The organism is Saccharopolyspora gloriosae (assembly GCF_014203325.1).
GTDB classification, from domain to species: Bacteria; Actinomycetota; Actinomycetes; order Mycobacteriales; family Pseudonocardiaceae; genus Saccharopolyspora_C; species Saccharopolyspora_C gloriosae.
This window is the reverse complement of sequence record NZ_JACHIV010000001.1, coordinates 5,333,868-5,357,614: the sequence shown is the minus strand read 5'-3', so window position 1 is coordinate 5,357,614 and position 23,747 is coordinate 5,333,868. Positions and strand designations below refer to the sequence as shown.

General features: G+C 71.2%; 25 protein-coding genes. 12 read left to right on the top strand and 13 right to left on the bottom strand.

All coding sequences use genetic code 11. The annotated features are described in order from the left end of the window. Positions 1-138: 138 nt before the first annotated feature. The 5 genes from thrB to argS form a co-directional block, all read right to left on the bottom strand. The gene (gene thrB, locus BJ969_RS23330) at positions 139-1,059 is read right to left on the bottom strand and encodes a homoserine kinase (protein ID WP_246458420.1); all 921 of its coding nucleotides are present in this window, start codon (positions 1,057-1,059) and stop codon (positions 139-141) included. 2 nt (positions 1,060-1,061) lie between these two features. After that, on the bottom strand, positions 1,062-2,153 hold the full coding sequence (gene thrC, locus BJ969_RS23325) for a threonine synthase (protein ID WP_184482087.1): 1,092 nt from the start codon (positions 2,151-2,153) through the stop codon (positions 1,062-1,064). Further along, positions 2,150-3,454, bottom strand: a complete 1,305-nt coding sequence (locus tag BJ969_RS23320; RefSeq protein WP_184482085.1) for a homoserine dehydrogenase — start codon at positions 3,452-3,454, stop codon at positions 2,150-2,152. Before BJ969_RS23320 ends, thrC begins: the two co-directional genes overlap by 4 nt. Continuing rightward, positions 3,455-4,873, bottom strand: coding sequence for a diaminopimelate decarboxylase (gene lysA, locus BJ969_RS23315; RefSeq protein WP_184482083.1), 1,419 nt, complete (start codon positions 4,871-4,873; stop codon positions 3,455-3,457). A 93-nt stretch (positions 4,874-4,966) separates the two neighbouring features. Further along, positions 4,967-6,628 (bottom strand): arginine--tRNA ligase, encoded by a 1,662-nt coding sequence (argS, locus tag BJ969_RS23310; protein ID WP_184482081.1) that lies wholly within the window; start codon positions 6,626-6,628, stop codon positions 4,967-4,969. Between the two features lie 209 nt (positions 6,629-6,837). Between argS and BJ969_RS23305 the strand changes: the two genes are divergently transcribed. Beyond that, entirely contained in the window at positions 6,838-7,638 is an 801-nt protein-coding gene (locus BJ969_RS23305) for a thioredoxin-like domain-containing protein (protein ID WP_184482079.1), read from the top strand. Then, positions 7,635-8,315 (top strand): DUF305 domain-containing protein, encoded by a 681-nt coding sequence (locus BJ969_RS23300; protein WP_184482077.1) that lies wholly within the window; start codon positions 7,635-7,637, stop codon positions 8,313-8,315. The genes BJ969_RS23305 and BJ969_RS23300 overlap by 4 nt, the downstream gene beginning before the upstream one ends. A gap of 110 nt (positions 8,316-8,425) precedes the next feature. On the opposite strand, the gene BJ969_RS23295 is transcribed toward BJ969_RS23300, so the two are convergent. Further along, complete coding sequence (locus BJ969_RS23295) at positions 8,426-8,812, bottom strand: hypothetical protein (protein ID WP_184482075.1); 387 nt, start codon at positions 8,810-8,812, stop codon at positions 8,426-8,428. A gap of 236 nt (positions 8,813-9,048) precedes the next feature. Between BJ969_RS23295 and rpmE the strand changes: the two genes are divergently transcribed. The 3 genes from rpmE (at position 9,049) to prmC (ending at position 11,460) form a co-directional block, all read left to right on the top strand. Beyond that, positions 9,049-9,276 (top strand): 50S ribosomal protein L31, encoded by a 228-nt coding sequence (gene rpmE / locus BJ969_RS23290; protein ID WP_184482073.1) that lies wholly within the window; start codon positions 9,049-9,051, stop codon positions 9,274-9,276. 134 nt (positions 9,277-9,410) lie between these two features. Beyond that, the gene (prfA, locus tag BJ969_RS23285; RefSeq protein ID WP_184482071.1) at positions 9,411-10,484 is read left to right on the top strand and encodes a peptide chain release factor 1; all 1,074 of its coding nucleotides are present in this window, start codon (positions 9,411-9,413) and stop codon (positions 10,482-10,484) included. Between the two features lie 100 nt (positions 10,485-10,584). Further along, a complete protein-coding gene (gene prmC, locus BJ969_RS23280; RefSeq protein ID WP_184482069.1) occupies positions 10,585-11,460 on the top strand; it encodes a peptide chain release factor N(5)-glutamine methyltransferase in 876 nt (291 codons plus the stop codon). 305 nt (positions 11,461-11,765) lie between these two features. Here prmC and BJ969_RS23275 read toward each other — a convergent pair whose 3' ends face one another. After that, positions 11,766-13,337, bottom strand: a complete 1,572-nt coding sequence (locus BJ969_RS23275; protein WP_246457074.1) for a proline-rich domain-containing protein — start codon at positions 13,335-13,337, stop codon at positions 11,766-11,768. 181 nt (positions 13,338-13,518) lie between these two features. Here BJ969_RS23275 and BJ969_RS23270 point away from each other — a divergent pair, with 181 nt between their 5' ends. Both BJ969_RS23270 and BJ969_RS23265 read left to right on the top strand, forming a co-directional pair. Continuing rightward, on the top strand, positions 13,519-13,911 hold the full coding sequence (locus BJ969_RS23270; RefSeq protein ID WP_246457072.1) for an SPW repeat domain-containing protein: 393 nt from the start codon (positions 13,519-13,521) through the stop codon (positions 13,909-13,911). A 96-nt stretch (positions 13,912-14,007) separates the two neighbouring features. Further along, positions 14,008-14,712 (top strand): TetR/AcrR family transcriptional regulator, encoded by a 705-nt coding sequence (locus BJ969_RS23265; protein WP_184482067.1) that lies wholly within the window; start codon positions 14,008-14,010, stop codon positions 14,710-14,712. Positions 14,713-14,720: 8 nt separating this feature from the next. Here the strand turns inward: BJ969_RS23265 and mce are convergent, their stop codons facing one another. Next, a complete protein-coding gene (mce, locus tag BJ969_RS23260) occupies positions 14,721-15,161 on the bottom strand; it encodes a methylmalonyl-CoA epimerase (RefSeq protein ID WP_184482065.1) in 441 nt (146 codons plus the stop codon). Between the two features lie 225 nt (positions 15,162-15,386). Here mce and BJ969_RS23255 point away from each other — a divergent pair, with 225 nt between their 5' ends. From BJ969_RS23255 to BJ969_RS23245, 3 genes are all read left to right on the top strand, one after another. Continuing rightward, positions 15,387-16,325: a hypothetical protein gene (locus BJ969_RS23255; protein ID WP_343071560.1), complete on the top strand. Its 939-nt coding sequence runs from the start codon at positions 15,387-15,389 to the stop codon at positions 16,323-16,325. 257 nt (positions 16,326-16,582) lie between these two features. Then, positions 16,583-17,770 (top strand): acetyl-CoA C-acyltransferase, encoded by a 1,188-nt coding sequence (locus BJ969_RS23250; RefSeq protein WP_184482062.1) that lies wholly within the window; start codon positions 16,583-16,585, stop codon positions 17,768-17,770. 118 nt (positions 17,771-17,888) lie between these two features. Further along, positions 17,889-18,674: a hypothetical protein gene (locus tag BJ969_RS23245; RefSeq protein WP_184482060.1), complete on the top strand. Its 786-nt coding sequence runs from the start codon at positions 17,889-17,891 to the stop codon at positions 18,672-18,674. 3 nt (positions 18,675-18,677) lie between these two features. Here BJ969_RS23245 and BJ969_RS23240 read toward each other — a convergent pair whose 3' ends face one another. The 3 genes from BJ969_RS23240 to trxA all read right to left on the bottom strand — a co-directional run bounded on the left by BJ969_RS23240 (position 18,678) and on the right by trxA (position 21,600). After that, positions 18,678-20,000 carry a DNA polymerase IV gene (locus tag BJ969_RS23240; protein WP_184482058.1) on the bottom strand — a complete coding sequence of 441 codons (1,323 nt, stop codon included), beginning with the start codon at positions 19,998-20,000 and terminating at the stop codon, positions 18,678-18,680. Positions 20,001-20,110: 110 nt separating this feature from the next. Further along, positions 20,111-20,293 carry a hypothetical protein gene (locus BJ969_RS23235; protein WP_184482056.1) on the bottom strand — a complete coding sequence of 61 codons (183 nt, stop codon included), beginning with the start codon at positions 20,291-20,293 and terminating at the stop codon, positions 20,111-20,113. A gap of 377 nt (positions 20,294-20,670) precedes the next feature. Beyond that, a complete protein-coding gene (trxA, locus tag BJ969_RS23230; protein WP_246457070.1) occupies positions 20,671-21,600 on the bottom strand; it encodes a thioredoxin in 930 nt (309 codons plus the stop codon). A 338-nt stretch (positions 21,601-21,938) separates the two neighbouring features. Between trxA and BJ969_RS23225 the strand changes: the two genes are divergently transcribed. Further along, positions 21,939-22,199: a hypothetical protein gene (locus BJ969_RS23225; RefSeq protein ID WP_343071559.1), complete on the top strand. Its 261-nt coding sequence runs from the start codon at positions 21,939-21,941 to the stop codon at positions 22,197-22,199. Positions 22,200-22,262: 63 nt separating this feature from the next. Here the strand turns inward: BJ969_RS23225 and BJ969_RS23220 are convergent, their stop codons facing one another. Beyond that, entirely contained in the window at positions 22,263-22,568 is a 306-nt protein-coding gene (locus BJ969_RS23220) for an MTH1187 family thiamine-binding protein (protein ID WP_184482054.1), read from the bottom strand. A gap of 132 nt (positions 22,569-22,700) precedes the next feature. Between BJ969_RS23220 and BJ969_RS23215 the strand changes: the two genes are divergently transcribed. Continuing rightward, on the top strand, positions 22,701-23,201 hold the full coding sequence (locus tag BJ969_RS23215; RefSeq protein ID WP_184482052.1) for a MarR family winged helix-turn-helix transcriptional regulator: 501 nt from the start codon (positions 22,701-22,703) through the stop codon (positions 23,199-23,201). A 166-nt stretch (positions 23,202-23,367) separates the two neighbouring features. Here the strand turns inward: BJ969_RS23215 and BJ969_RS23210 are convergent, their stop codons facing one another. Next, entirely contained in the window at positions 23,368-23,727 is a 360-nt protein-coding gene (locus BJ969_RS23210) for a DUF3817 domain-containing protein (RefSeq protein WP_184482049.1), read from the bottom strand. Positions 23,728-23,747: the final 20 nt, after the last annotated feature.

Here is a 23,747-nt window from a genome sequence, read left to right as displayed (position 1 = left end):
TCTCATTTGATCACAGTGTCTTCAAACACCGGCCGCGCCACAGCACTCACCGAGTCGAAACACCTGCCGAACAGCACTGACGTTCTGCCGACATGTCCTTTGTACCACCACACCGGCGGGAATGGTCGGGCCGGGCGGTCATTCCGGCGAAGTGGGCTCCGATATCACCTGAACGCCATGCCGATCCACCGGAAGGCGCAGCGCGGTGAATCCGGTGATGTCGACGGTGTCGGGGAGCTCGCCGCCCGCGGGTAGCGCGAGCACCGTCGGCCCGGCACCGGAGACCGCCGCGGGCACGCCGGCCGCGCGCAGCCGCCGCACCAGCTCGACCGTTCCCGGCCAGGCCGATTCCCGGTAGTCCTGGTGCAGCCGGTCCGCCGTGGCGGCCAGCAGCAGCGAAGGATCGCTGGTCAGGGCGTGCACGGCGAGGGCGGCGCGGCCCGCGGCGAACGCCGCGTCGGCGTGCGGGACCTGCTCGGGCAGCAGGCCGCGAGTGGTGTGCGTGGTGGACTCGGAGGCGGTGACGAGCGCGATCGGGTGCAGGCCGGGGTGCGCGGGCAGGGACGCGGCCCGGAACCGGTCGGTGTCGCGCCAGGCGATGACCACGCCGCCCAGCAGGCTCGCCGCGACGTTGTCGCCGTGGCCCTCGCACTCGGCCGCCAGGTGCAGCGCCTGTTCGAGGTTCTTGTTCTCCCGCAGCGGGAAACCGGCGAGCTCGTGGGCCGCGGCGATGCCCGCGACGATGGCCGCCGCGGAGGAGCCCAGGCCGCGCGAGTGCGGAATGGTGTTGTGGCAGCGCAACCGGACGGCCGGGGCCGGGACGCCGAGCTCCGCCCACGTGCGGTGCAGGATGCGCACGATGAGGTGCTCGTGGTCGGTGGGCACGGAACCCGCGCCTTCGCCCTCGGCCACCACCTGCGCGCTGCCCGCCGGGCCGTCGGTGACCGCGACGTGCACCGTGTCGTACAGCGCGAGCGCCATGCCGAGCGCGTCGAAACCGGAACCGAGGTTGGCGGTGGAGGCGGGCACCACGACCCGCACTCCGCCGCCCGCTCGCAGGCTCACACCAGTTCCAGCGCGGTGGCCACGGCACGCGGGTCCACCGGCAGCGGCTCGACCTCGACCATGCCGGACAGGGCCGTGTCGGGGTCCTTGAGCCCGTGCCCGGTCACCGTGCAGACGACCTTCGACCCGCGCGGCAGCCGCCCGTCCTCGGCGGTGGCCAGCAGACCGGCCACGCTGGAGGCGGACGCGGGTTCGACGAACACGCCCTCCCGGGACGACAGCAGCCGGTAGGCGTGCAGGATCTCCTCGTCGGTGACCGCGGAGAACAACCCGTTCGAGGCGCTCTTCGCGGCCTCCGCGTGCTGCCAGGACGCGGGGCTGCCGACCCGGATCGCGGTGGCGATCGTCTCCGGGTTCGTCACGGGCGCGCCGTGCACGAGCGGCGCGGCACCGGCCGCCTGGAAGCCGAACATGCGCGGAGTGGCCGCGATGACGTCGTCCGCGGAGTACTCCGCGTAGCCCTTCCAGTAGGCGGTGATGTTGCCCGCGTTGCCCACCGGCAGGCAGTGCACGTCCGGCGCGGAGCCGAGCACGTCGCAGATCTCGAAGGCCGCGGTCTTCTGGCCTTCCAGCCGCACCGGGTTCACCGAGTTGACCAAGGTCACCGGGTGTTCGGCGGAGGTCTTGCGGGCCAGCTCCAGGCAGTCGTCGAAATTGCCCTGCACCTGCAGGATCTTCGCGCCGTGCGCGACGGCCTGCGCCAGCTTGCCCATCGCGATCTTGCCCTGCGGCACCAGCACGGCCGAGGTGAGCCCGGCGCGCGAGGCGTAGGCCGCCGCGGAGGCGGAGGTGTTGCCGGTGGAGGCGCAGATGACGGCCTTGCTGCCCGCGGCGAGCGCGTGCGTCATGGCCACCGTCATGCCGCGGTCCTTGAACGAGCCGGTCGGGTTCGCGCCCTCGACCTTCAGGTACACCTCGCACCCGGTGAGCTCGGAGAGGTGGTGCGCGGCGACCAGCGGCGTGTTGCCCTCCTGCAGGGTCACCACGCGGGCGCCCTCGGGGATCTCCACGCGGTCCCGGTACGCCTCGATGAGGCCGGGCCAGCCCGCCCTCGCCCCGGTGGGCGCGCTCTGGATGTTCGAAGTCACGACGATTCACCTTCCACGCGCATCACGCTGACGACCTCCCGCACCGACGCCAGCTGCGCGATCTTGTCCACGGTGGACTTGAGCGCGGCGTCCGTCGCGGTGTGGGTGACCACGACCAGGCTGGCCTCTTCGCCGCGGCCCGCCTGGCGCACCACCGAAATGCTCACATCGTTGTCGTTGAACGTGGCCGCCACTTGGGAGAGCACGCCCGGTTTGTCGTCCACATCGAGGCTGATGTGGTAGCGGGTCGGGGTGGCCCCCATCGGTTGCACCGGCAGCTTCGCGTGCGCGGATTCGCGGGGGCCCTTGCCCGCCACGACCAGGTTCCGCGCGACCGCCACCAGGTCGCCCAGCACGGCGCTCGCGCTCGGCGCGCCGCCCGCGCCCTGGCCGTAGAACATCAGGCTCCCGGCGGCTTCGGCCTCCACGAACACCGCGTTGAACGCGCCGCCCACGCTGGCCAGCGGGTGGTCGCGGGGGATCATCGCGGGGTGCACCCGCGCCGAGACCGACTCGGTGCCGTCCTCGGCGACGACGCGCTCGCAGATCGCGAGCAGCTTCACCGTGCGGTCCAGTGACTTCGCCGCCGCGATGTCGCCGGGGCGCACCGCCGAAATGCCCTCGCGGTAGACGTCGGTGGCCGCGACCCGGGTGTGGAACGCGAGCGCGGCCAGGATGGTGGCCTTCGCCGCCGCGTCGAACCCGTCCACGTCGGCGGTCGGGTCCGCTTCCGCGTAACCGAGCCGACCGGCCTCGTCGAGCGTCTCCGAGTAGCCGGCGCCGGTCGAGTCCATCGCGGACAGGATGTAGTTCGTCGTGCCGTTGACGATGCCCATCACCCGGTTGATGCGGTCCCCGGCGAGCGATTCGCGCAGCGGGCGCAGCAGCGGGATGGCACCGGCGACGGCGGCCTCGAAGTAGATGTCCACTCCGGCCTCGTCGGCCGCCGAGTACAGCTCGGAGCCGTGCTCGGCCAGCAGCGCTTTGTTGCCCGTCACCACGGACTTGCCGCCGCGCAGCGCGCGCAGCAGCAGCGACCGGGCGGGCTCGATGCCGCCGATGAGCTCCACGACCACGTCCACGTCGCCGTCGACCAGTGCCGCGGCGTCCGTGGTGAGCAGGTGCTCGGGAACGTTCGGATGCTTGTGGGGGCGCCGCACGGCGACCCCGGTGACCTGCACGGGAGCCCCGGTCCGCGCCGCGAACTCCTCGGGGCGGCCCTGAAGCAGGCGCAGTACCTCGGTGCCGACCGTGCCGCAGCCCAGCAGCGCGACGCGGATCGGCTCACGGTCCTCGATCACTCACACCTCCAGCCGGAGCAGGTCGTCCTCGGTCTCCCTGCGCAGCAGCAGTCGCGTCCGCCCGTCCCGCACGGCTACCACCGGCGGTTTGGGCAGACGGTTGTAGTTGCTCGCCATGACATAGCAGTAGGCACCGGTCGCGGCGACGGCCAGCAGGTCGCCCGGAGCAATGTCCTCCGGCAACCAGCAGTCTCGCACCACAACGTCACCGGACTCACAATGCTTGCCCACGATGCGGGACAGCACCGGGTCCGCTTCAGCGGATCGGGAGACGAGCCTGCAGTCGTACACCGCGTCGTAGAGCGAGGTGCGGATGTTGTCGCTCATGCCGCCGTCGACGCTGACGTAGCGCCGCGACACACCGCCGTCGAGCTCGACGTCCTTGATCGTGCCCACTTCGTAGACGGTCACCGTGCCCGGGCCGGCGATGGCGCGACCCGGTTCGACGGCGACCTTCGGCGGTTCGAAACCGGCGAGGTCGCATTCCTTGCGGACCACGTCGTGCAGCCGGGTGGCCAGCTCGTCGACCGGCAGCGGATCGTCGTCCGCGGTGTAGGCGATGCCGAGACCGCCGCCGAGGTCGACCGTCGTCAGCTTCTCCAGCGCCGCCGCGCCGTGCTCGGCGCGCAGGTCGGCCAGCAGCGCCACCACGCGGTGCGCGGACAGCCCGAAACCGTCGTCGTCGAAGATCTGCGACCCGATGTGGCTGTGCAGGCCCACCAGGTCGAGCGCCTCCGCCTTGATCACGCGGCGGGCGGCTTCGGCGGCCTGCCCGGACGCCAGCGAGAAGCCGAACTTCTGGTCCTCGTGCGCGGTCGCGATGAACTCGTGCGTGTGGGCCTCGACCCCTACGGTCACCCGGATCATCACCGGCTGCGTCACGCCGCGTTCGCGGGCGAGGTGGTCGAGGCGAGCGATCTCGTGGAACGAGTCCAGCACGATCGAACCGACACCGGCGTCGACCGCGGTGGCCAGTTCGGCGACGGACTTGTTGTTGCCGTGGAACGTGATGCGCTCCGGCGGGAACTCGGCGCGCAGCGCGACGCGCAGCTCACCGCCGCTGCACACGTCGAGGCTCAGGCCCTCCTCGGCGACCCAGCGGGCCACTTCGGTGCACAGGAACGCCTTCGACGCGTAGTGCACCGAGGTCGGGTCGCCGAACGCCGTCGCGTACTCCGCGCACCGGGCGCGGAAGTCGGCTTCGTCCAGGACGAACAGCGGGGTGCCGTACTCGCGGGCGAGCTCGCGCACGTCGGTTCCGGCGAAGCTGACCGCACCGTCGGCGTCGCGGTGCGCGCCACGTGGCCACACCGCCGCGTGCAACTCATCGAGCTCGGCCTCGTCAGCCGGGACCGGCCCGGCGGTGCTGCCCGGCAACAGGACCTCGGCGTGCCGAGGTCCGGCGGGGTGGGCGCGCATGATCGCGGCTCCTCTGCGAAATCGTGCCGAACCGGGGGAGCCGTACCCGGCCCCCCGGCGCAGCCGCCCGAAGCCGGGCGTGGACGTTGTGGATCACATCTGGTCGGGCGCGGTGACCCCGAGCAGGCCCAGGCCGTTGGCCAGCACCTGGCGGGTCGCCTCGCACAACTGCAGCCGCGCGACCGTCAGCGGATTCGCCTGGTCGTCGCCCGGCTGCAACACGCGGCACGCGTCGTAGAACTTGTGGTAGGCGCTGGCCACTTCCTCCAGGTACCGCGCGATGCGGTGCGGTTCCCGCAATTCGGCGGCCGAGAGCACCACTCGCGGGTACTCGCCCAGGGTGCGGATCAGGTCGCCCTCGCGTTCGTGGGCGAGCAGCGACAGGTCCGCTTCCTCGACCGGTCCCCGGTCGATGCCCAGGGACTCGGCGTTGCGCTGCAACGACGCCAGCCGAGCGTGCGCGTACTGCACGTAGAAGACCGGGTTCTCGTTGCTGCGCTTGCTGATCAGGTCCAGGTCGATGTCCACCGCGGAGTCCACCGAGGACCGGGTCAGCGAGTAGCGGGCGGCGTCCACGCCGACCGCCTCGACCAGGTCCTCCAAGGTCACCACGGTGCCGGCGCGCTTGCTCATCCGGACCGGTTTGCCCTCGCGCACCAGGTTCACCATCTGCCCGATGAGCACCTCGACGGCGTCCGGGTCGTCGTCGAACGCGGCGGCGGCGGCCTTGAGCCTGCTCACGTAGCCGTGGTGGTCGGCGCCCAGCATGTACAGGCACAGGTCGAAGCCGCGGCCCCGCTTGTCCCGCAGGTAGGCGACGTCACCGGCGATGTAGGCCGTGGCGCCGTCGCTCTTGATCACGACGCGGTCCTTGTCGTCGCCGAACTCGGTGGAGCGCAGCCACCAGGCGCCGTCGGCGAAGTACAGGTGCCCGGAGGCCTTGAGCTGCTCCACCGACTCGCTCACGGCACCGGACGAGTGCAGCGAGTCCTCGTGGAAGAACACGTCGAAGTCGGTGCCGAACTCGTGCAGGCTGCGCTTGATCTCGTCGAACATCAGGCCCACGCCGACCCGGCGGAAGGTCTCGTGCCGCTCGGCCTCCGGCTGCTCCAGCGCACCCGGCTCGGCTTCCAGCACCTGCCGGGCGATGTCGGCGATGTAGTCGCCGCCGTAGCCGTCCTCCGGCGCGGGCTCGCCCTTCGCCGCGGCGAGCAGCGACAGCACGAAGCGGTCGATCTGCGCGCCCGCGTCGTTGAAGTAGTACTCGCGGACCACCTCGGCGCCCTGCGCGGACAGCGCGCGGCCCAGCGCGTCGCCGACCGCGGCCCAGCGGGTGCCGCCCAGGTGGATCGGGCCGGTGGGGTTCGCCGACACGAACTCCAGGTTCACCCGGAGCCCCTGGTATCGGTCACCGCGACCGAACTCCGCACCCGCGGACACCACGTCGCGCACGATGCCCGCCTGCGCGTCGGTGGCGAGCCGGAGGTTGAGGAACCCCGGACCGGCAACCGTCACCTCGGTGATGCCGTCCTGCCCGGTCAGCGCCTCTGCCAGCCACGTCGCCAGATCGCGCGGCGGCACGCCCGCCTTCTTCGCGACCTGCATGGCCACGTTCGTCGCGTAGTCGCCGTGCTCCGGGTTGCGAGGGCGCTCCACGGTGACCGTCTCAGGCAGCACGGACACATCCAGTTCGCGTGCGGACAGCACGTCGACGGCGGTGTTGCGGACGAGATCAGCGAGCGCGGCAGGAGTCACCCGACAAAGTCTAAGGATGTGTCGTCGCTGTTCAGCGAACGGGTGCGAGCAGCAGTCGAGTGCGCTGCACTGCGGGTAATCGCACGGTGACCCGGATGTGAGAGCGTGACGCACGACGTGTTCGACGTACGCCCACCGGTGGCCGCGGGATCTCTAGACTGGCGAGCCGGGTCACCTGGCGACCGATGGCGAGACGAGGTCCGAACAGCATGGCGAGCGGTAAGAAGAACAAAGCGATGCGCAAAGCACGCGGTTCCGTGGTGCAGCAGCGCTCGATCCCGTGGATGACGTTGTCCGGGGTCGGGGTCGTCCTCCTCGTCGCCGTCGTCGTGTTCGGGTACGCCTACGTGCGCTACGCCGACCAGGCCGAGTCGCGGGAGGCGCAGGCGAAGGCCGAGGCCGCCGCGGCGCCGTTCAAGCCCACCCCGCAGAACCCGGACCCGTCGAAGAACATCCCGGGCGTCGAGACCGCCGACTACGCGGGCCAGCAGCACGTCACCAGCACCCAGCGCGTCGCCTACGACAAGACCCCGCCCTTCGGCGGCCCGCACGACGGCATCTGGGCCGACTGCACCGGTGTCGTCTACCCGCAGGCGGTGCGGACCGAGAACATGGTGCACTCCCTGGAGCACGGCGCCGTGTGGATCGCCTACGACCCGGCGAAGGTCGACGAGGCGGGCAGGGCGAAGCTCAGCCAGCGGGTCGAGAACAAGCCCTACACGATGATGTCGCCGTACCCCGAGCTCGACAGCCCGATCTCGGTGCAGTCCTGGGGCCACCAGGTCAAGCTCGACAGCCCCGACGACCCGCGCATCGACCAGTTCATCGCGGCGCTCAAGCAGAACCCGAACAACGTCTACCCCGAGGTCGGCGGCTCCTGCCAGGCCTACCCCGGTGCGTTCGACACCCAGAACCCGCCGCCGTTCGACCCGACGCCGCCGCCCGCGGACGCCATCCCCATGAGCGGAGAAGGCACCCAGTCCGCGCCCGGCGAGATGGGCGGACAGTGAGCGGTGACGACCGGGCGGCGGCGGGTTCGCCGCTGCCCGCGCGCATCGCCGTCGCCGTCGGCGCCGCCGTGGCGCTGCTGCTGCTCGGCGGCGCGCTCGGCCTGCTGCTGGCCACCCCGGCGAAGGACTCCGAGCCCGCGGCCAGCGGCGTCGACATCGGGTTCGCGCAGGACATGTCCACGCACCACCAGCAGGCCGTCACCATGGCCACGCTCGCCCGCGAGCACGGGGCGGACGTGGCGGTGCGCCAGCTGGCGTTCGACATCGAGACGAACCAGCGCGACCAGATCGGGCGCATGCAGGGCTGGCTGAACCTGTGGGGCGAGCCGGTGAACGCCACCGGGGCGCCGATGCAGTGGATGCAGGGCGGCGGGCACCAGCACGGCGCGGATCACCACGCCATGGTCGGCGGAGCCACCATGCCCGGCATGGCCGACACCGCCGAGCTGGATCGGCTGCGCTCGCTCAACGGGCCCGCGTTCGACACGTACTTCTTGCAGCTCATGCTGCGCCACCACGAAGGCGGGGCGCCGATGGCCCGCTACGGCGCCGAGCACGCCGGGCTCGCACCGGTGCGCGGGCTCGCCGCGAACATGCTCGGTTCGCAGAACAGCGAGAGCGAACTCATGCGCGGCATGCTGGCCGACCGCCGCGTCCCGCCGCTGCCCGCGGACTGATCCCGGCCCGCCCCCCCCCCCGCACGATGCACGTGGACTCCGCGCGCGGTGCCGCGAGCAAGGGAACCTTCCTGTCACCCGTGACAGAAAGGTTCCCTTGCTCGCATCCGTCAGCCGCAGTGCGGATCGGTCGTGGCGTTGCGCATGAGGAAGATCGCCAGCAGTGCGAGCGCCGTACCGCCAAGCGCGAGCATCGGCACCAGCGGTACCTGGATCCGGTCGATGGTGAGCGCGCCCCCGAACATCGTCACCGGGTATCCGAAGCGGAGGCCGAAGCGCTGCCACCCGTTCGACCAGCGCACCCGGCCGCCGGTGAGCAGCGCGAGGCCCGCGGCGAACCCGAGCAGCACCGGGACCGACAGTTCGAAGCCCGGCGCGCCGTCGTCGAACGGCCAGGCCAGCAATGCCGCGACCCCGGTGGCGGCACCGAGGAACAACGGCGGCAGCGCGATCCACAACCGGACGGTGAGGTTGCGCAGGACAGGGCAGAGCAGCACGGGTAAAGGATGATCGCGCGCTGCTCCGCTCGCACTGGTCGACGGCGGCCACTCGGCGGACGGTCGTCCTGCCGCGCCGGGCGGTCGTGCGGCGCCGCCACGAGGAATAACGTTCGGCCCGCCTGCGTTCCAGGTCAACCCATTCGGTCTGGCAGAATGACAGGTCGAGTCGGCTCCGGTTCACCTCGCGATGACGGTCGACGAGGACCCGGCGGCCCCGAACAGGAGGACACGCTTTGAAGGCGGACATTCACCCCGAGTACGTCACCACCCAGGTGAACTGCGGCTGCGGGAACAGCTTCACCACCCGGAGCACCACCAAGGCCGGCAGCATCACGGTCGAGGTCTGCTCGAACTGCCACCCGTTCTACACGGGCAAGCAGAAGATTCTGGACACCGGTGGCCGGGTGGCTCGTTTCGAGGCCCGCTACGGCCGTCGTCAGAAGGACGGCGCCAAGAAGTAGCTGAGCCGACGGCGCCCGCTCTCGCGCACTGCGCGGGGCGGGCGCCGTTTTCGCGTCGAACCCCGGCCGGGGTCGGCCCGCACCGTTGGCGTTCAGCCGGTCCCGTTGCCGGTCCAGGAGTGAAGAGGGTTCCCGTGGAAACGTCGAAGCTCGAAGAGTTGCTCGCCGAGCACGCGGAACTGGAGCGGCGACTGGCCGAACCGGACGTGCACGCCGACCAGGCCACCGCGCGCAAGCTCGGACGCCGCTACGCGGAACTGACCCCGCTGGCCAAAGCGGCCGCCGAATGGGAGCAGACCCGCTCCGACCTGGCCACGGCCCGAGAGCTGGCCGCCGAGGACGACGGGTTCGCCGCCGAAGCCGACTCGCTCGCCGAGGCGCTGCCCGCGCTGGAGACGAAGCTCACCGAACTGCTGCTGCCGCGGGACCCGCACGACTCCTCCGATGTCGTGCTCGAGGTCAAATCCGGTGAGGGCGGCGAGGAATCGGCGCTGTTCGCGGGCGATCTGCTGCGGATGTACCTGCGCTACGCGGAGCGGCAGGGCTGGCGGGCCGACGTGCTCGACGCCACCGAATCCGACCTGGGCGGCTACAAGGACGTGACGGTCGCCGTGAAGACCAAGGCCGGCGACACCGGACCCGACGGCGTCTGGGCGAAGCTGAAGTTCGAAGGCGGCGTGCACCGCGTGCAGCGGGTGCCGGTGACCGAGTCCCAAGGCCGGGTGCACACCTCGGCGGCCGGGGTGCTGGTGTACCCGGAGACCGAAGAGGTCGAAGTCGAAGTCGACGAGAAAGACCTCCGCATCGACGTGTACCGGTCCTCAGGTCCCGGCGGGCAGAGCGTCAACACCACCGACTCCGCCGTGCGCATCACGCACCTGCCCACGGGCACCGTCGTGTCCTGCCAGAACGAGAAGTCGCAGTTGCAGAACAAGCTGCGCGCCATCCAGGTGCTGCGCGCCCGGTTGCAGGCGCTCGCCGAAGAGGAAGCGCAGAAGGAGGCGGCCGAGACGCGGCGCAGCCAGGTGCGCACCGTGGACCGGTCCGAACGCGTCCGCACCTACAACTTCGCGGAGAACCGCATCTCCGATCACCGGGTGAACTACAAGGCCTACAACCTGGACCACGTGCTCGACGGCGAACTCGACGGAGTGCTCGGTGCGCTGGTCGCCGCTGATCGGGAAGAGCGGCTCGCCTCCAGCTCGTGAAGTCCGAGCCGACCGGTGTGTCCGTCGTGACAGGAAGGTTCCCAACCGTGCGGGGTGTCGCCTGAACGAGGCGGCGGATCACGCGCTCTAAGCTTGCCCCGTGACTCGACAGCCACTGCGCCTGGCCATCCTCGAAGCGGAACGCGTGTTGTCCGCGGCAGGCGTGGCGAGCCCCCGCACCGACGCCGAACTGCTGGCCGCGCACCTGCTCGGCGTGGAGCGGACGAAATTGATGATGGTGCCGCTGGTCGACCCGCCGGTGGTGGAGGCGCTGCAGGCGCTGGTCCGGCGACGCGCGGACCGGATTCCCCTGCAGCACCTGGTGGGAACCGCGCACCTCGGCAACGTGACGCTCAGCGTCGGACCCGGTGTGTTCGTCCCCCGACCGGAGACCGAACTGCTGCTGGCGTGGGGGCTCGCGACGCTCGAAGGCGTCGACCGCCCCGTCGTGGTCGACCTGTGCACGGGAACGGGGGCGCTCGCGCTGGCCACGGCCCACGCCCGCCCCGACGCGCAGGTGCACGCCGTGGAAGTCGACTCGCAGGCGCTGGCCTGGGCTCGGCACAACATCGACCAGCAGGCGGCGGCCGGGGACACCCCGGTGCGGCTCTACGCGGGCGACGTGTTCGACCAGACGCTGCTGATGGAACTGGAGGGCCTCGTCGACCTGGTGCTGTGCAATCCGCCGTACGTGCCGGAGGGAACACCGGTTCCGCCCGAGGTGCGCGATCACGACCCGCACGGCGCGGTTTTCGGCGGGCGCGACGGGCTCGACGTGGTCCGGCAGGTCGTCGGGTGCGCGGCTCGACTGCTCCGGCCGGGCGGCGGCCTGGCCATCGAGCACGACGACACCCACGGCGGCTCCGTGCCCGCGCTGCTCAAGGCGCGGCGCGTGCTCGCCGACGTCGAGGACCACGCCGATCTGGCGGGGCGCCCCCGGTTCGCCACCGCCCACCGAGCCGCCCCCGAGCTCTGACCCCCGGTCACCCCTCCGGTCCAGGTCGCGAGGACCTGCACTCCCACCACCGGCTGCCCGAATGCCGGGCCCCGTCGACGCCTCCCTCTCCCCGCACGCCGTGATGGCTGCGAGGAAGGGAACCTTTCTGCCACATGTGACAGAAAGGTTCCCTTCCTCGCATCAGGCCGCGGAGCGGTGCGGGGATGCGAGGTGTGCGGGCGCACGAAAAATCCGGTCAGGGGCTGTGCCCCTGACCGGATGGGATCCGTGTCGATGCGTGCGGTGGCGGAACGGGTCCGCGCAGGGTGTGGTCGCGCTCCGGGTCAGCGGCGCGGGCGGGAACCCTGCTCGGCCGGTTCGGCCTGGGGAGCTCCGCCTTGGTTGCCGGGACGCTGCTGCTCGGTGCCGGGGATGGGCAGCTGGATCCGCCGGGTCGGCGGATCGTGCGGGTTCTGCTGCTGCGCGGGGGCGTTGCCGGGCAGGTTCTTGCGCTGGATCTTCTCCGTCGGACCGTCACCCGCGGCGGGCGACTCCGTGCGCTGCTCCCGCGGCTGCGGCGGCCGCTCCTCGGCGACCGCGGTCTCGGCGGACTTGCGCGCCTGCTCGCGTGCCTCGGCGGCGGCTTCCCGCAGCGCGGCTTCCTCGTCGTCCTCCTGCGCGAGCCGGGACAGCAGCGGAGTCGTCTGCCCGAGCAGCTCGGCGGCGTCCCGCAGCTTGCCGGCGACGGTGTCGCGCAGCTCGGTCAGCGAATGCACCTGCTGATCGGCCTTGGTGAGCCTGCGCTGGCACTCCTCGGTGGTGGCGCCCAGCCGCTTCTCCGCGTCGAGGCGAGCCTCCCGGACGAGGCGCTCGCTTTCCCGGGTGCCTTCCTCGACGAGCCGGGTCGCCTCGTCCGTCGTCTCCCGGATCATCCGCTCGGAACGCTCGGTGGCCTCGCTGACCAGCCGCTCGGCTTCCTGGGTGCTTTCGCGCTCGCGCTTCTGCGCGGCTTCGACGCTGTCCTTCTCCCGCTGCTGGGCCGCCGCGGTGCTCTCCTGCTCGCGGCGCTGCGCGGCCTCCGTGCTCTCCCGTTCGAGGCGCTGCGCGGCTTCGGTGCTCTCCCGCTCCAGCTTCTCGGCGGCCTGGGTGGACTCGGTGGTGAGCCTGGTGGCCTCGTCGGTGGCTTCGCGGACCCGCCGGTGCGCCTCGTTGGTGCCCTCCCGCAGCCTGCGGTTGGCTTCCTCGGTGGCTTCGCGGACGCGGCGCTGGGCGTCGGCCTTGCTGGTGGTCTCCTGCTCGGTGAGGGTCTTCATCGACTCGGTCCGCCGCGCGGCCATCGCGATCTCGAAGTCCTCTTCGACCTGCACGCGGCGGGCCTCGGACTCGTCATCGGCGCGCTTGCGGTTCTCCTCGGCCTCGCTGGTGATCCGCTCGGCCTCGGCCTTGGCCTTGTCGAGCACCGAACGGTGCTCCTGCTCCATTTCGGAGCGGCGGGTGTCGACCTCGGCGATGAGCTTCTCGTAGCGGGTCCGCAGCGCGCCGGCCTCCGCTTCGGAGCGGGAGCGCGTCTCGGCGGCGTCCTTCTCCGCGCGCGAGCGGATGTCGTTGGCCTCGTCCTGCGCCAGCCGCAGCATCCGCTGCAACCGCTCGCTGAGCCCTTCCAGCGTCGTCGGCGGCTTCGACAGCCGTTCCACCTGCCCGCGCAGGTTCTCGATCTCCGAGCGGGACGATTCGAGCTGCTTCGACAGGTCGCGTGCCTGCGAAACGGCCGCGTCGCGGTCGGAGGTGATGATGCGCAGATCTGCGTCGACCCGTTCGAGATGCTCGTCGACCTGGGCGCGGTCGTATCCGTTCTTGCGAACGAGGTCGAAGCCCGATCCCAGCGGGAGAAGATCACGGTCGTCGGCGAGGCCCATGGTGCAACGCTACCTGGAAGGCAACAGCGTTGTGGGAGGTGTGGGCGGGATGACGGGAGAATTCGCCGACGTGGACCACCTGGTCGGTGGCGCGGCGCCCCGTATCGGGGCGAAAGTCCCTTGACCGGCCGGCCAGCCAGGGCGAACGGTGAAGTCGTCGGCAGCGCTGGAGGTGATCGACATGGCCACCATGGCGAACGAACCGTCGAAGATCAAGCCGTGGACCCGGTGGCAGGACTGGGCCGCGCTGGTGCTCGGGGTGTACGTGATCCTCGCGACGATGTGGACGCGGACCAGCGGCGGCGCGATCTCGGCGATGGTCGTCCTCGGTGCGCTGCTGGTGCTCGCCGCGGTGTGGTCGCTCGCCATGCCCGGGTCGATGACCAGTGAGTACGCCCACATGCTGCTGGGCGTGCTGCTGTTCCTCGCCCCTTGGGTGCTCGGCTACACGGCGCTGACCGGGGCGGCGTGGACGTCCTGGGTGGTGGGGGTGCTGGCCGTCGTCGTCGGTGCCGCCGCGCTGCCCGAGGCGAACGTGGCGCACGGCAGGGGCATGGCCGCCGGGCAGCACTAGGCCGGGCCGCCCGGGTCCGTGACAGGAAGGTTCCCTTCCTCGCATTCGGCGTCGGAAAGTCGGCGCGGCGCTGTTCGCCCGAGGAGAGGCGTGCCGATGGAAGGAACATCGAGTAGGCGAACGACCCCCTCAGCCGGGGACACCGGCGCGGGCCACGGCGCTCGGCTGCCCGGTGGCACCGGGGCGGGGCCGCTCGGCGGGAGTCCGGCTTCGGCGCGGGATCGGATCCTCTCGGCGGCGGGGGAGTTGTTCGCCGAGTCGGGATTCGCCGCGACCCCCACCTCGCGGATCGCGGAGCGGGCTCAGGTGCCCAAGGGGCTGATCCACTACTACTTCCGCCGGAAACCCGACCTGCTGGTCGCGCTCGTGGAGCGGTTGCCCGCCGAGCAGGTCGACGCCGACCGGGTCGTGATCGCCGGGGACTTGGCGGGCAGCCTCGGCAGGCTGGTCGACGAGCTGGACCGCGAGTGCGCGTCCGCGCCGGCGCTCAACCACCTGCTGTGGCGGGAGGCCGATACGCACAGCGCGGTGCGGCGGGCGCTGCGGGAGCGGTTCCGGGGCGCGGTGGAGCAGGTCCGCCAGGTCGTGGTGCGCGCCCTGCCGGAGCGGGCCGACGACGGCGAGCTGGACACGGCCGCGGTCCTGCTGGCCAGGGCGGTCGACCACCGGCACGCGGTGACCGGGCGGGTCGACCGCGACGCCGCGGCCGACCGCGAGATCGACTTCATCGCCCGCGCGCTGCAACCGCACGTCCCGCGCGGCGCTCGGGTGCGCACCGCCGGAGGCGCCGATCTCGGCTGACGGGCCGTTCAGGCCGCGGGTTCGACGAGCTCCACGAGCACGCCGCCCGCGTCCTTCGGATGCACGAAGTTGATGCGGCTGTCGGCGGTGCCGCGACGCGGGGAGTCGTAGAGCAACCGCAGTCCTTTGGCACGCAGTGCCGCGCTGGCGGCCTCGACGTCGGTCACCCGGAACGCGAGTTGCTGCAGGCCGGGGTTGTTGCGTTCGAGGAACTTCGCGATGGCGGAATCCGGCCGCAGCGGAGCGAGCAACTGGATCTGGGTGGCCCCCGCGGCGTCGCCCGGTGCCCGCAGCATCGCCTCGTGGACCCCTTGTTCCTCGTTGATCTCGCTGTGGGTGACTTCGAGGCCGAAGGTCGAGCGCTGGAACTCGATCGCGGCGTCGAGGTCGGCCACCGCGATGCCGACGTGATCGATGGCGGTGACCAGTCCGCTCAGTTCGCTGTGCATGGCGGGCAGCCTAACGCGCCGTGAACCCGGTGGAAGTGTGCGAAATGTGGCAAGAAAAAGGGGTTGTGCGCTGCTGGGATTGGGCTGATCAGCGGAGTCGGGGTTGCAGTGATCGGCGTGAACATGTTGCCGGTTCACGTCGAAAGGCGAGTGATGGTTGCGAAGAAACCAAACCGGCTGAGACCTCGGCCGCTCCTGATCGCGGCGGTCGCCGCGATCATCACCGTGGGCGCGCCCTCGTTCGCCGTTGCGGCCGGCGGCGGCGGGATCGTCTCCGGTGGCGGTGGCCCCGACCCCGATGAGATCCGGCTCAAGCACGAACGAGCCCGCGTCGCCGCGACCCCGCTGAAGTTCGGGGCCGAATCCTACGAATCCGTGCGAACCGCTGCGGCGGACGCCGCGGGAAGCGCCGACTGCTCGGTGAGCGCGGACGCCGCCACCTACCTGACCTTGGCGACGACCTGGCCCGAAGTCGCAGGATCCGGCGAAGCGCCGTCGCCCATGACCCTGTCCCGCTACGACGACCAGACCGCGCTGGCCGACCCCGAGCAGCGCGGCGACGGGCTGTTCTTCAACCCCGGGATCGGGATCTGGCAGCTCGACTCCGCCGGTCTCGGCGCGGACGAGACGGCGGCCACCGCCATCGACTCGGCCGCCGCCGCGTCGAAGGTCGCGCCGTACCTGGTGGGGAAGTACTGCGACTCGGTGGGCTCCGGTGCGTCCAGCTCGTCCGCGCGCGCCACGGCGTGGAAGGCCTGGCACGCCTGCGACGAAGGAGCCTGCGAGGACGTCTACCAGCGGCTCACCGAAGAAGGGGTCACCAAGGATTCCACCGTGTCCCGGTACGGCGGCGCGCAACCGCGCCAGTGCACCTACGAGGGCGCTTCCTACGACTGCCTCTACGTCGACCCCGACGCCGTCGAAGGCGAGGACGCCTGGACATCGCCGGACTTCGGGCCCGCGCCGGTGCCCGACCCGTTCTACGTCTTCACCTACACCAGCGGCGGCACCGACTACGAGGTCCGCTACTGGCTCGATGCCGACTCCGGCGCGGGAACCGACGTGTCCGCGTCCCGGGAGCTTGGCGTCGACGCGCGCACCGCGCTGCACTGGGCAGCCGACTCCGGCCTCTGCGACACCACGGCCACCCGCGGCGACTGCTGAACCGCTGCGAGCAAGGGAACCTTCCTGTCACCGGTGACAGGAAGGTTCCCTTGCTCGCGGTCCGGGGGCGGCGTGGGGGTGGTGTCGGGAACGTTCCCTTCCGGCCGAGGGCGGACTTATGCGAAGGTGCGCAGATGGCACTGCGTGCCACGATGGGTGTGGTCCGGTCGAGCCGGGTGGGCGCATCATGAAGGCGGTGCGCGGCGCCGCTCGGACGGCGCGCAGCGGTAGTCGATGAGGATGGCCGGGAGGCGACTGTGAGCACTTCTGTGATCGTTTCGGGGGCACGCACTCCGATGGGGCGCCTGCTGGGCTCGTTGAAGGACTTCTCGGGCGCGCAGCTCGGCGGCGTGGCCATCAAGGCCGCGCTGGAGCGAGGCGGAGTCGCCCCCGAGCAGGTGCAGTACACGATCATGGGCCAGGTGCTGACCGCCGGAGCGGGGCAGATCCCCGCCCGGCAGGCGGCCGTCAACGCGGGCATCCCGATGGACGTCCCGGCGTTGACGATCAACAAGGTGTGCCTGTCCGGCCTCGACGCGATCGCGCTCGCCGACCAGCTCATCCGCGCCGGCGAGTTCGACGTGGTCGTCGCGGGCGGCCAGGAGTCGATGACGCAGGCCCCGCACCTGCTGGCGAGCTCCCGCGAGGGTGTCAAGTTCGGCGACGCGCAGCTGGTCGACCACATGGCCCTCGACGGCTTGACCTGCGCTTTCGATGAGATCGCGATGGGCGCTTCGACGGAGAAGCACAACGGCAGGCACGGGCTGACCAGGCAGGAGCAGGATGAGTTCGCCGCCCGGTCGCACCAGCGCGCCGGTGCCGCGGCGGCGCGCGGCGTGTTCGCCGAGGAGATCGCCCCGGTGACGGTGCCGCAGCGCAAGGGCGACCCGATCACCGTCGACACCGACGAGGGCGTCCGGCCGGACACGACGGCCGAAGGCCTCGGCAAGCTGCGCCCGGCGTTCGCCCCCGACGGCACGATCACGCCGGGCTCCGCGTCGCAGATCTCCGACGGTGCCGCCGCGGTCGTGGTGATGAGCAAGGCCAAGGCCGAGGAGCTCGGTCTGACCTGGCTGGCCGAGATCGGCGCGCACGGCGTCGTGTCCGGACCGGACGCGAGCCTGCACGAGCAGCCGTCGAACGCGATCAAGGCGGCCTGCGCGAAGGAGCAGGTGGACGCCGCCGAACTCGACCTCGTGGAGATCAACGAAGCGTTCGCCGCGGTCGGCATCGTGTCCAGCAGGGCACTGGGGCTCTCCGACGAGATCGTCAACGTCAACGGCGGAGCCATCGCGCTCGGCCACCCGCTCGGCATGTCCGGTGCGCGGCTCGCGCTGCACCTGGCCCTGGAGCTGCGGCGTCGCGGCGGCGGCACCGGCGTGGCCGCGCTCTGCGGCGGCGGCGGTCAGGGCGACGCGCTGATCCTGCGCGTGCCGCAGAGCTGACCTGCACAACCCGGTGAATCGGGGCGGCGTCGGGGTACCCGGAAATCACCCTGATGCCGCCCTGGTTTTCCACGACCGACCGTGATCACTGTGCGTGCCCGCCGCTACCCTGGTGGGTATGAAGTGGCTTCCAGGTGGATGGCAACGTGCGGATCGGTCGGAACGGGAATGGGCCACCGTGCCCGGCCGCGTCACCGGTAAGAGCGACGCCACCGCGCGGTTCGGGGCGGAACGCGGCGGGCCCGGCACCCGGGTCTACGACAAGCACGACCGGCCGGCGGAGCCGGCGGCACCGATCGGGCTCGGCCCGGAAGCGCAGGACGTGGACGTGTCCGCGGGCAGCTTCCGGATGCTGCTGATCGGCGGCGGGCTCAGCGGCTTCGGCACCGTGCTGTGCGCCGCGACGCTGGCCAACAACGGCAGCAGCGCCGGCGTGTGGATCTGGCAGCTGGTGCTCGGCATCATCTTCCTCGGATTCGTGCTGTCCTCGCGGGGCATGCTCAACAGCCGCGGTTTCCTGCTGGACCGCAGCGGCTTCTACGCACGCACCCTCGGCGAGGTGTACGGGGTGTCCTGGAACGAGATCTCCGCCATCGGCATCGGCAGCCTGCCGTGGATCGAGCAGAAGCGGCCGGTCCACCCGGAGCGCCGCGTCGCGCTGGAGTTCTACCCGGCCGACCCCGGTTTCGGCGGTCGCCACCCGGAGCTGGACCGCTGGCGGGTCGAGGAGCAGCCATCGCTGCCGGGCACGTCGTCGGTGCGCTACCGCTTCCACCTGCCGCCGTTCACGCGGCTGCCGCGAGCGGTGGAACGCGCCGTGCAGACCGTCGCCCCGCGCAAGTGGGTCGGTCACTACCGCAGGCACCTGCCGCCGGTGAGCATGCCGGACTCCACCAAGCTCTGATCGTCACCAGCCGAGGCTGTTCAGCGGCTCCGCGGGCTTGAGCGCCGGATCATCGTCCTGGAAGGTGCGCGCGCGACCACGGCCGGTCGCCGCGGTCTCGAAGCGCACCGTTACCCGGCCGAGCCCGGCGCCCTGCACCCAGCCGTGCCCGTTCTCCGGGTGGAACACGTCGTCCCCGGCGCGCCACGGCCGGTGCCCGAGCCGCGGAGCCGGTTCCGGTGTCGACTCGCCGTCCGGAACGGGCTCGGACTCGGATTCGTGCGCGGGACTGTCGAACAACGCCTCCTGCTCGGAGGTCGCGAGCCCCGAGTAGGAGACCCCGACCAGCCGGATCGGCGTTCCCGGCGGCACCGCGACCGAGATCAGCCGCCGGGCCGCCGCGCCGAGCGACCCCAGGTCCGAGGTGGCCGTGGCGAAGGTCTCCGCGCGGCTGATCGTCGTGAAGTCCGCGTCGCGGACCTTCACCGTCACGGTGCGTGCGGCCCGGCCGGACGAGACGAGCCTGCGGTGCGCGTGCTCGGCCATGCCGCCCACTTCGGTGGACAGCCGCACCGGCTCGGTGATGTCCACGTCGAACGTGGTCTCCGCGCTGACCTGCTTGGCCTCGGCGCGTTCCGCGACGGGGTGGTCGTCGATGCCGTGCGCCAACCGGTGCAGCTCCGCGCCGTGCGCCTGCCCGAGCAGCGACGTGACGTCGCCGGGATGCAAGGCCGCGAGCTCCCCGATGCTGTAGACGCCGATGCGGTGCAGCTTCGACTCGGTGACGGGCCCGACGCCCCACAACTTGCGCACCGGCAGCCCCGTGAGCAGCTCAAGCTCCTGATCGGGCGGTACCACGAGCGCGCCGTCCGGCTTCGCGAGCCCGGAGGCGATCTTCGCGATCTGCTTCCCGGACCCCGCTCCCACCGACGCCGGTACCCCGACCTCGGTGCGGACCCGTTCCCGCAGCCGCGCCGCGAACCGCTCCACGTCGTCGGTCGAGCCGCCGATCAGCTCGACCGGTTCCAGGAAGGCCTCGTCGATCGAGACCTGACCGACCACGTCGGAGATCTCGCGGACGATCTCGAAGACCCTGCGGCTGACCGCCTGGTAGACGCCACCGCGGGGAGGCAGCACCACCGCCACCGGGCAGCGGCGGCGGGCCTCGGCCATCGGCATCGCCGAGCGGGCGCCGTAAGCGCGGGCCTGGTAGCTGGCGCCGGCGACGGTGCCGCGCGGACCCAAGCCGCCCACCAGGACGGCTCGGTCGGAGACGGTGGGGCGGGTGAGCTGCTCGACGGACGCGAAGAACGCGTCCATGTCCATGTGCAGCACCCATCTCCGCATGCGCACATTCAACGAGATACCCCTGACATCCACCACAGGCCCCGGGGGAGACGGCGCTCCGCCGGTCCGCGGCGGTGCGAGGTGAGCACGGCCGCCCGGGGAGGTGCGGCTCAGTCCTCGTCGGTCTCGTGCTCGGCCGGTTCGGCCGGTTCCTGCTCGGCCGGGGGCGCGAGGAACACCACGCCGCGATCGAGGTCGAGCGGACCGCCCGGATCGTGCTCACGCCCAGGTGTGCCCTGATCGCCCTCGTGCCGAAGCTTGCGCCCCGGGAACAGTTCACCGTAGGAAGCCATGTCCCCAGCGTAGGCCGCCCATCCCCGTCATCACCCGAACCACCGGACCAACCGCGCGAGCAAGGGAACCTTTCTGTCACGGGTGCGAGGAAGGGAACCTTTCTGTCACGGGTGCGAGGAAGGGAACCTTCCTGTCATCGACGGTGTCGTGAGGATGCGGTGGCGTCGGGCTGCGGGGACGGCTCGTCGGCTCGGTCGGGCGCATGGGGGAGGGGAGCTCGCGTGCAGAACCCTCGGGCGCGCGGCCGGGCGGGAGCGGGCAGGGCGGCTCGATCAGCGGCGAGCCGGCGGGCGCGCGGCGGGGTCATTGCAGCGCCGGGTGACGCAAGAAACCCGGCCGCCACCGGACAACGGTGACGGCCGGGCGGCGGTACGAATCAGAACAGGGCGCTGGCCAGTGCCCTGCGGGCATTGGTGACCCGCGGGTCCCCGTCGGGGAACAGCTCGAACATGTCGATCAGGTGCTGGCGCACGCGGTTGCGATCGTCGCCGGAGGTGCGCTTGACGGTGCGCACGAGCCGGTCGAACGCGGCCTCCACCTGCTGGGTGGCGAGTTCGGCGTCGGAGGCGGCGAGCTGCGCGTCGAGGTCGTCGGGTGCGGCGTCGGCGCGCTCGATCGCGGCCGGATCGGCGTTCTCGGCGCGAGCGCTGAACCGGACTTGGGCGAGGGCGGCCTGTGCCTGCTCGTTGTTCGGTTCGGCTTCGAGGATCTGCCGGTAGGCGGTTTCGGCGGCGGCGAAATCGCCGTTGTCCAGGGCCTCTTCCGCGGCGGTGAACCGGGGGTCTTCGGGTTCTTCTTCGACCTCCGCCGCACCCGCGGCCTGCTCGGCGGCCTGGATGCCGGGGAGCTGTTCGCGCAGGGCGTCGAGCAGCGCGGTGATCCACTGGCGGATCTGCGGCTCGGGCTGCGCCCCGGCGAAGGCCTCGACGGGCTGCCCGCCCGCGATCGCGATCACGGTCGGGATGGACTGCACCTGGAAGAGCTGGGCGATCCGCGGGTTGGCGTCCACGTCGACCTTCGCGAGCACCCAGGTGCCGCCGCTCTCCTGCGCGAGCCGCTCCAGCACGGGGGAGAGCTGCTTGCAGGGGCCGCACCACTCGGCCCACAGGTCGACGACGACGGGGACCTGCATGGAGCGGTCCACCACTTCGGCCTGGAAGGTCGCTTCGGTGACGTCGATGACCGCCGGCGTGCCGGTGGCCGCCGCGTCGTCGGCGGGGCCGTTGGCGGCGGGTGGCCGGGAAGCGTTGTCCGCCTTGTTCTTCAGCGCGGACAGGTCGACTGCGCCCGCCATCGCGGCGGACATGGCTGCGTTCTGGCGTGGATCGGGCCTCGTCACCTCTCCATCCTGACACGGCGCGCGATGCGCACCGTGCGTGGGCAGGGGTTCTCCGGAGGGCGACGAGAACCGGCGCAGGACTGGTCACGATGCGCTGGCTGAGCCGCTGACGTCTACCTGATCGAGTGTCGATGATCACTCGATCGCTTGACATTACGTGCGAACCCCTCATGTTTCGCCGGGGTGATCGCCGAAGGAGCCACTGTGTCTGCTCGAGAGCGTGCTCTCGGGCCGGCCAGACGGGGAGCCCCGGGAAAGATCCGGGATCGAGCCCCCTGCCCGAAGTTCTAGGAGAGGTTCAGAAAGTGCGTATTGCTACCCGCGTTGCCGGCGCCGCCGGTATCGCCGCCCTCGGCATGGTGTCCCTCGGCTCGACCGCCTTCGCCGACACGGCGGGCAACGAAGGCGTCAACCTGGTCGACGACAACAACATCAGCGCGGTGCCGGTCCAGGCGTGCGGCAACAACGTCGGTGCCGTCATCGGCGTCGTCGTGCCGGTCCTGTCGCCGCAGACCAACGACTGCACCAACGCGCCGGTCATCGACCACCCCTCCGTCAAGGGCTGATCGATCGCGTACGACGACGGCCGGCCGGAGACGTCCCTCGGGACCTCCGGCCGGCCGCGTCTCTCACCGGTCCGTCGACAGGTGCTCTTCGACCCGTCGGACCTTCTCGTGCAACTGCCCGGTGTGGCCGGGGCGGATGTCGGCCTTGAGCACCAGGCTGGTGCGGGGCGAGTGCGCGGACACCGCTTCCGTCGCGCGCTTCACCACGTCCATGACCTCGTCCCAGTCGCCTTCGACGGTCGTGAACATCGACGTCGTCTCGTGCGGCAGGCCTGATTCGCGCACGATCCGCACCGCTTCCGCGACGGCCGCGCTGACGCTGTCGCCATCACCGGAGCCGGACGGTGCCACGCTGAACGCAACCAACATTCGATCTTCCTCCTGCGAGCTGCTCGGGAAAGACTGCGATCATGCTGGATCCCATCGGCATCGTGCTCGTCGGCAGGTCGTGATGCCGAATGGTCATTCGTCCGTTCGGTGCCCGCTGCTAGCGTCGGCATCATGAGCGCCCGTAGCCCGCTGCCATTCGACCCCATCGCACGTGCGGCCGAACTGTGGTCGGAGCGGATCGGGCCATCGACGACGATGGCCGCGGTGACCAGCGTCATGCGGGTCCAGCAGATCCTGCAGTCCGCGGTCGACACGGCGCTGCGCCCGCACAACCTCACCTTCGCCCGCTACGAGGCGCTCGTCCTGCTGACCTTCTCCAGCCGCGGAAGCCTGCCGATGCGCGTCATGGGTGATCGGCTCCAGCTGCACCCCACCAGCGTCACCAACATCGTCGACCGGCTCGAGCACGACGAGCTGGTGCGCCGGGTGCCGCACCCGACGGATCGGCGCACCACGCTCGTCGAGATCACCGATGAAGGACGGGATCTGATGAAGCGCGCCACCGAGTCGGTCAACGAGATCGAGTTCGGGCTGGGCGGCGTGACCGAGCGGCAGACGCAGCAGCTCACCGAACTGCTCGGCAAGGTCCGCCACGCGGCGGGCGATTTCTGAGCCGAACCCGGCTCCACTCGGGGATCTCTCCCCGCACGCCTCCCCATCGGGTCGAGGCGCGTTCGACCACCCGCTCAGCCGCCGCACGCGCGCGCCCTGGTGCGAGGAAGGGAACCTTCCTGTCACCGGTGACAGGAAGGTTCCCTTCCTCGCGGGGGAGCGGGCGTCAGTTCAGGGTGCGCAGGACGTAGCGGACCCGGCCCCAGAACGTGGGGTCCGCGGAGTGCTGCCAGGTGAGCAGGCCGCGGCCGGTCGCCCAGCGTTCGAAGCCGACGGAGGCCAGCGGCGGCACCGAGGACACCAGTGCGAGCACGAGCACGCCGAACGACCAGCGCAGCGGGCTGAACACCACGAGGCAGGTCACGACGTAGGCGGTGAACACGAGGCCGTGGATCCAGCCTGCGACGGTGACGCCTTCGGGTAGCCCGAAGCCGTACTTGAAGACCATCGCGATCAGCAGCGCCGCCCAGGAGCACGCTTCGGCGACCGCGACGAGGCGGAACCATCCCGCGTAGGTACGGAACACCCTCAGACCGCCTTTCGGAC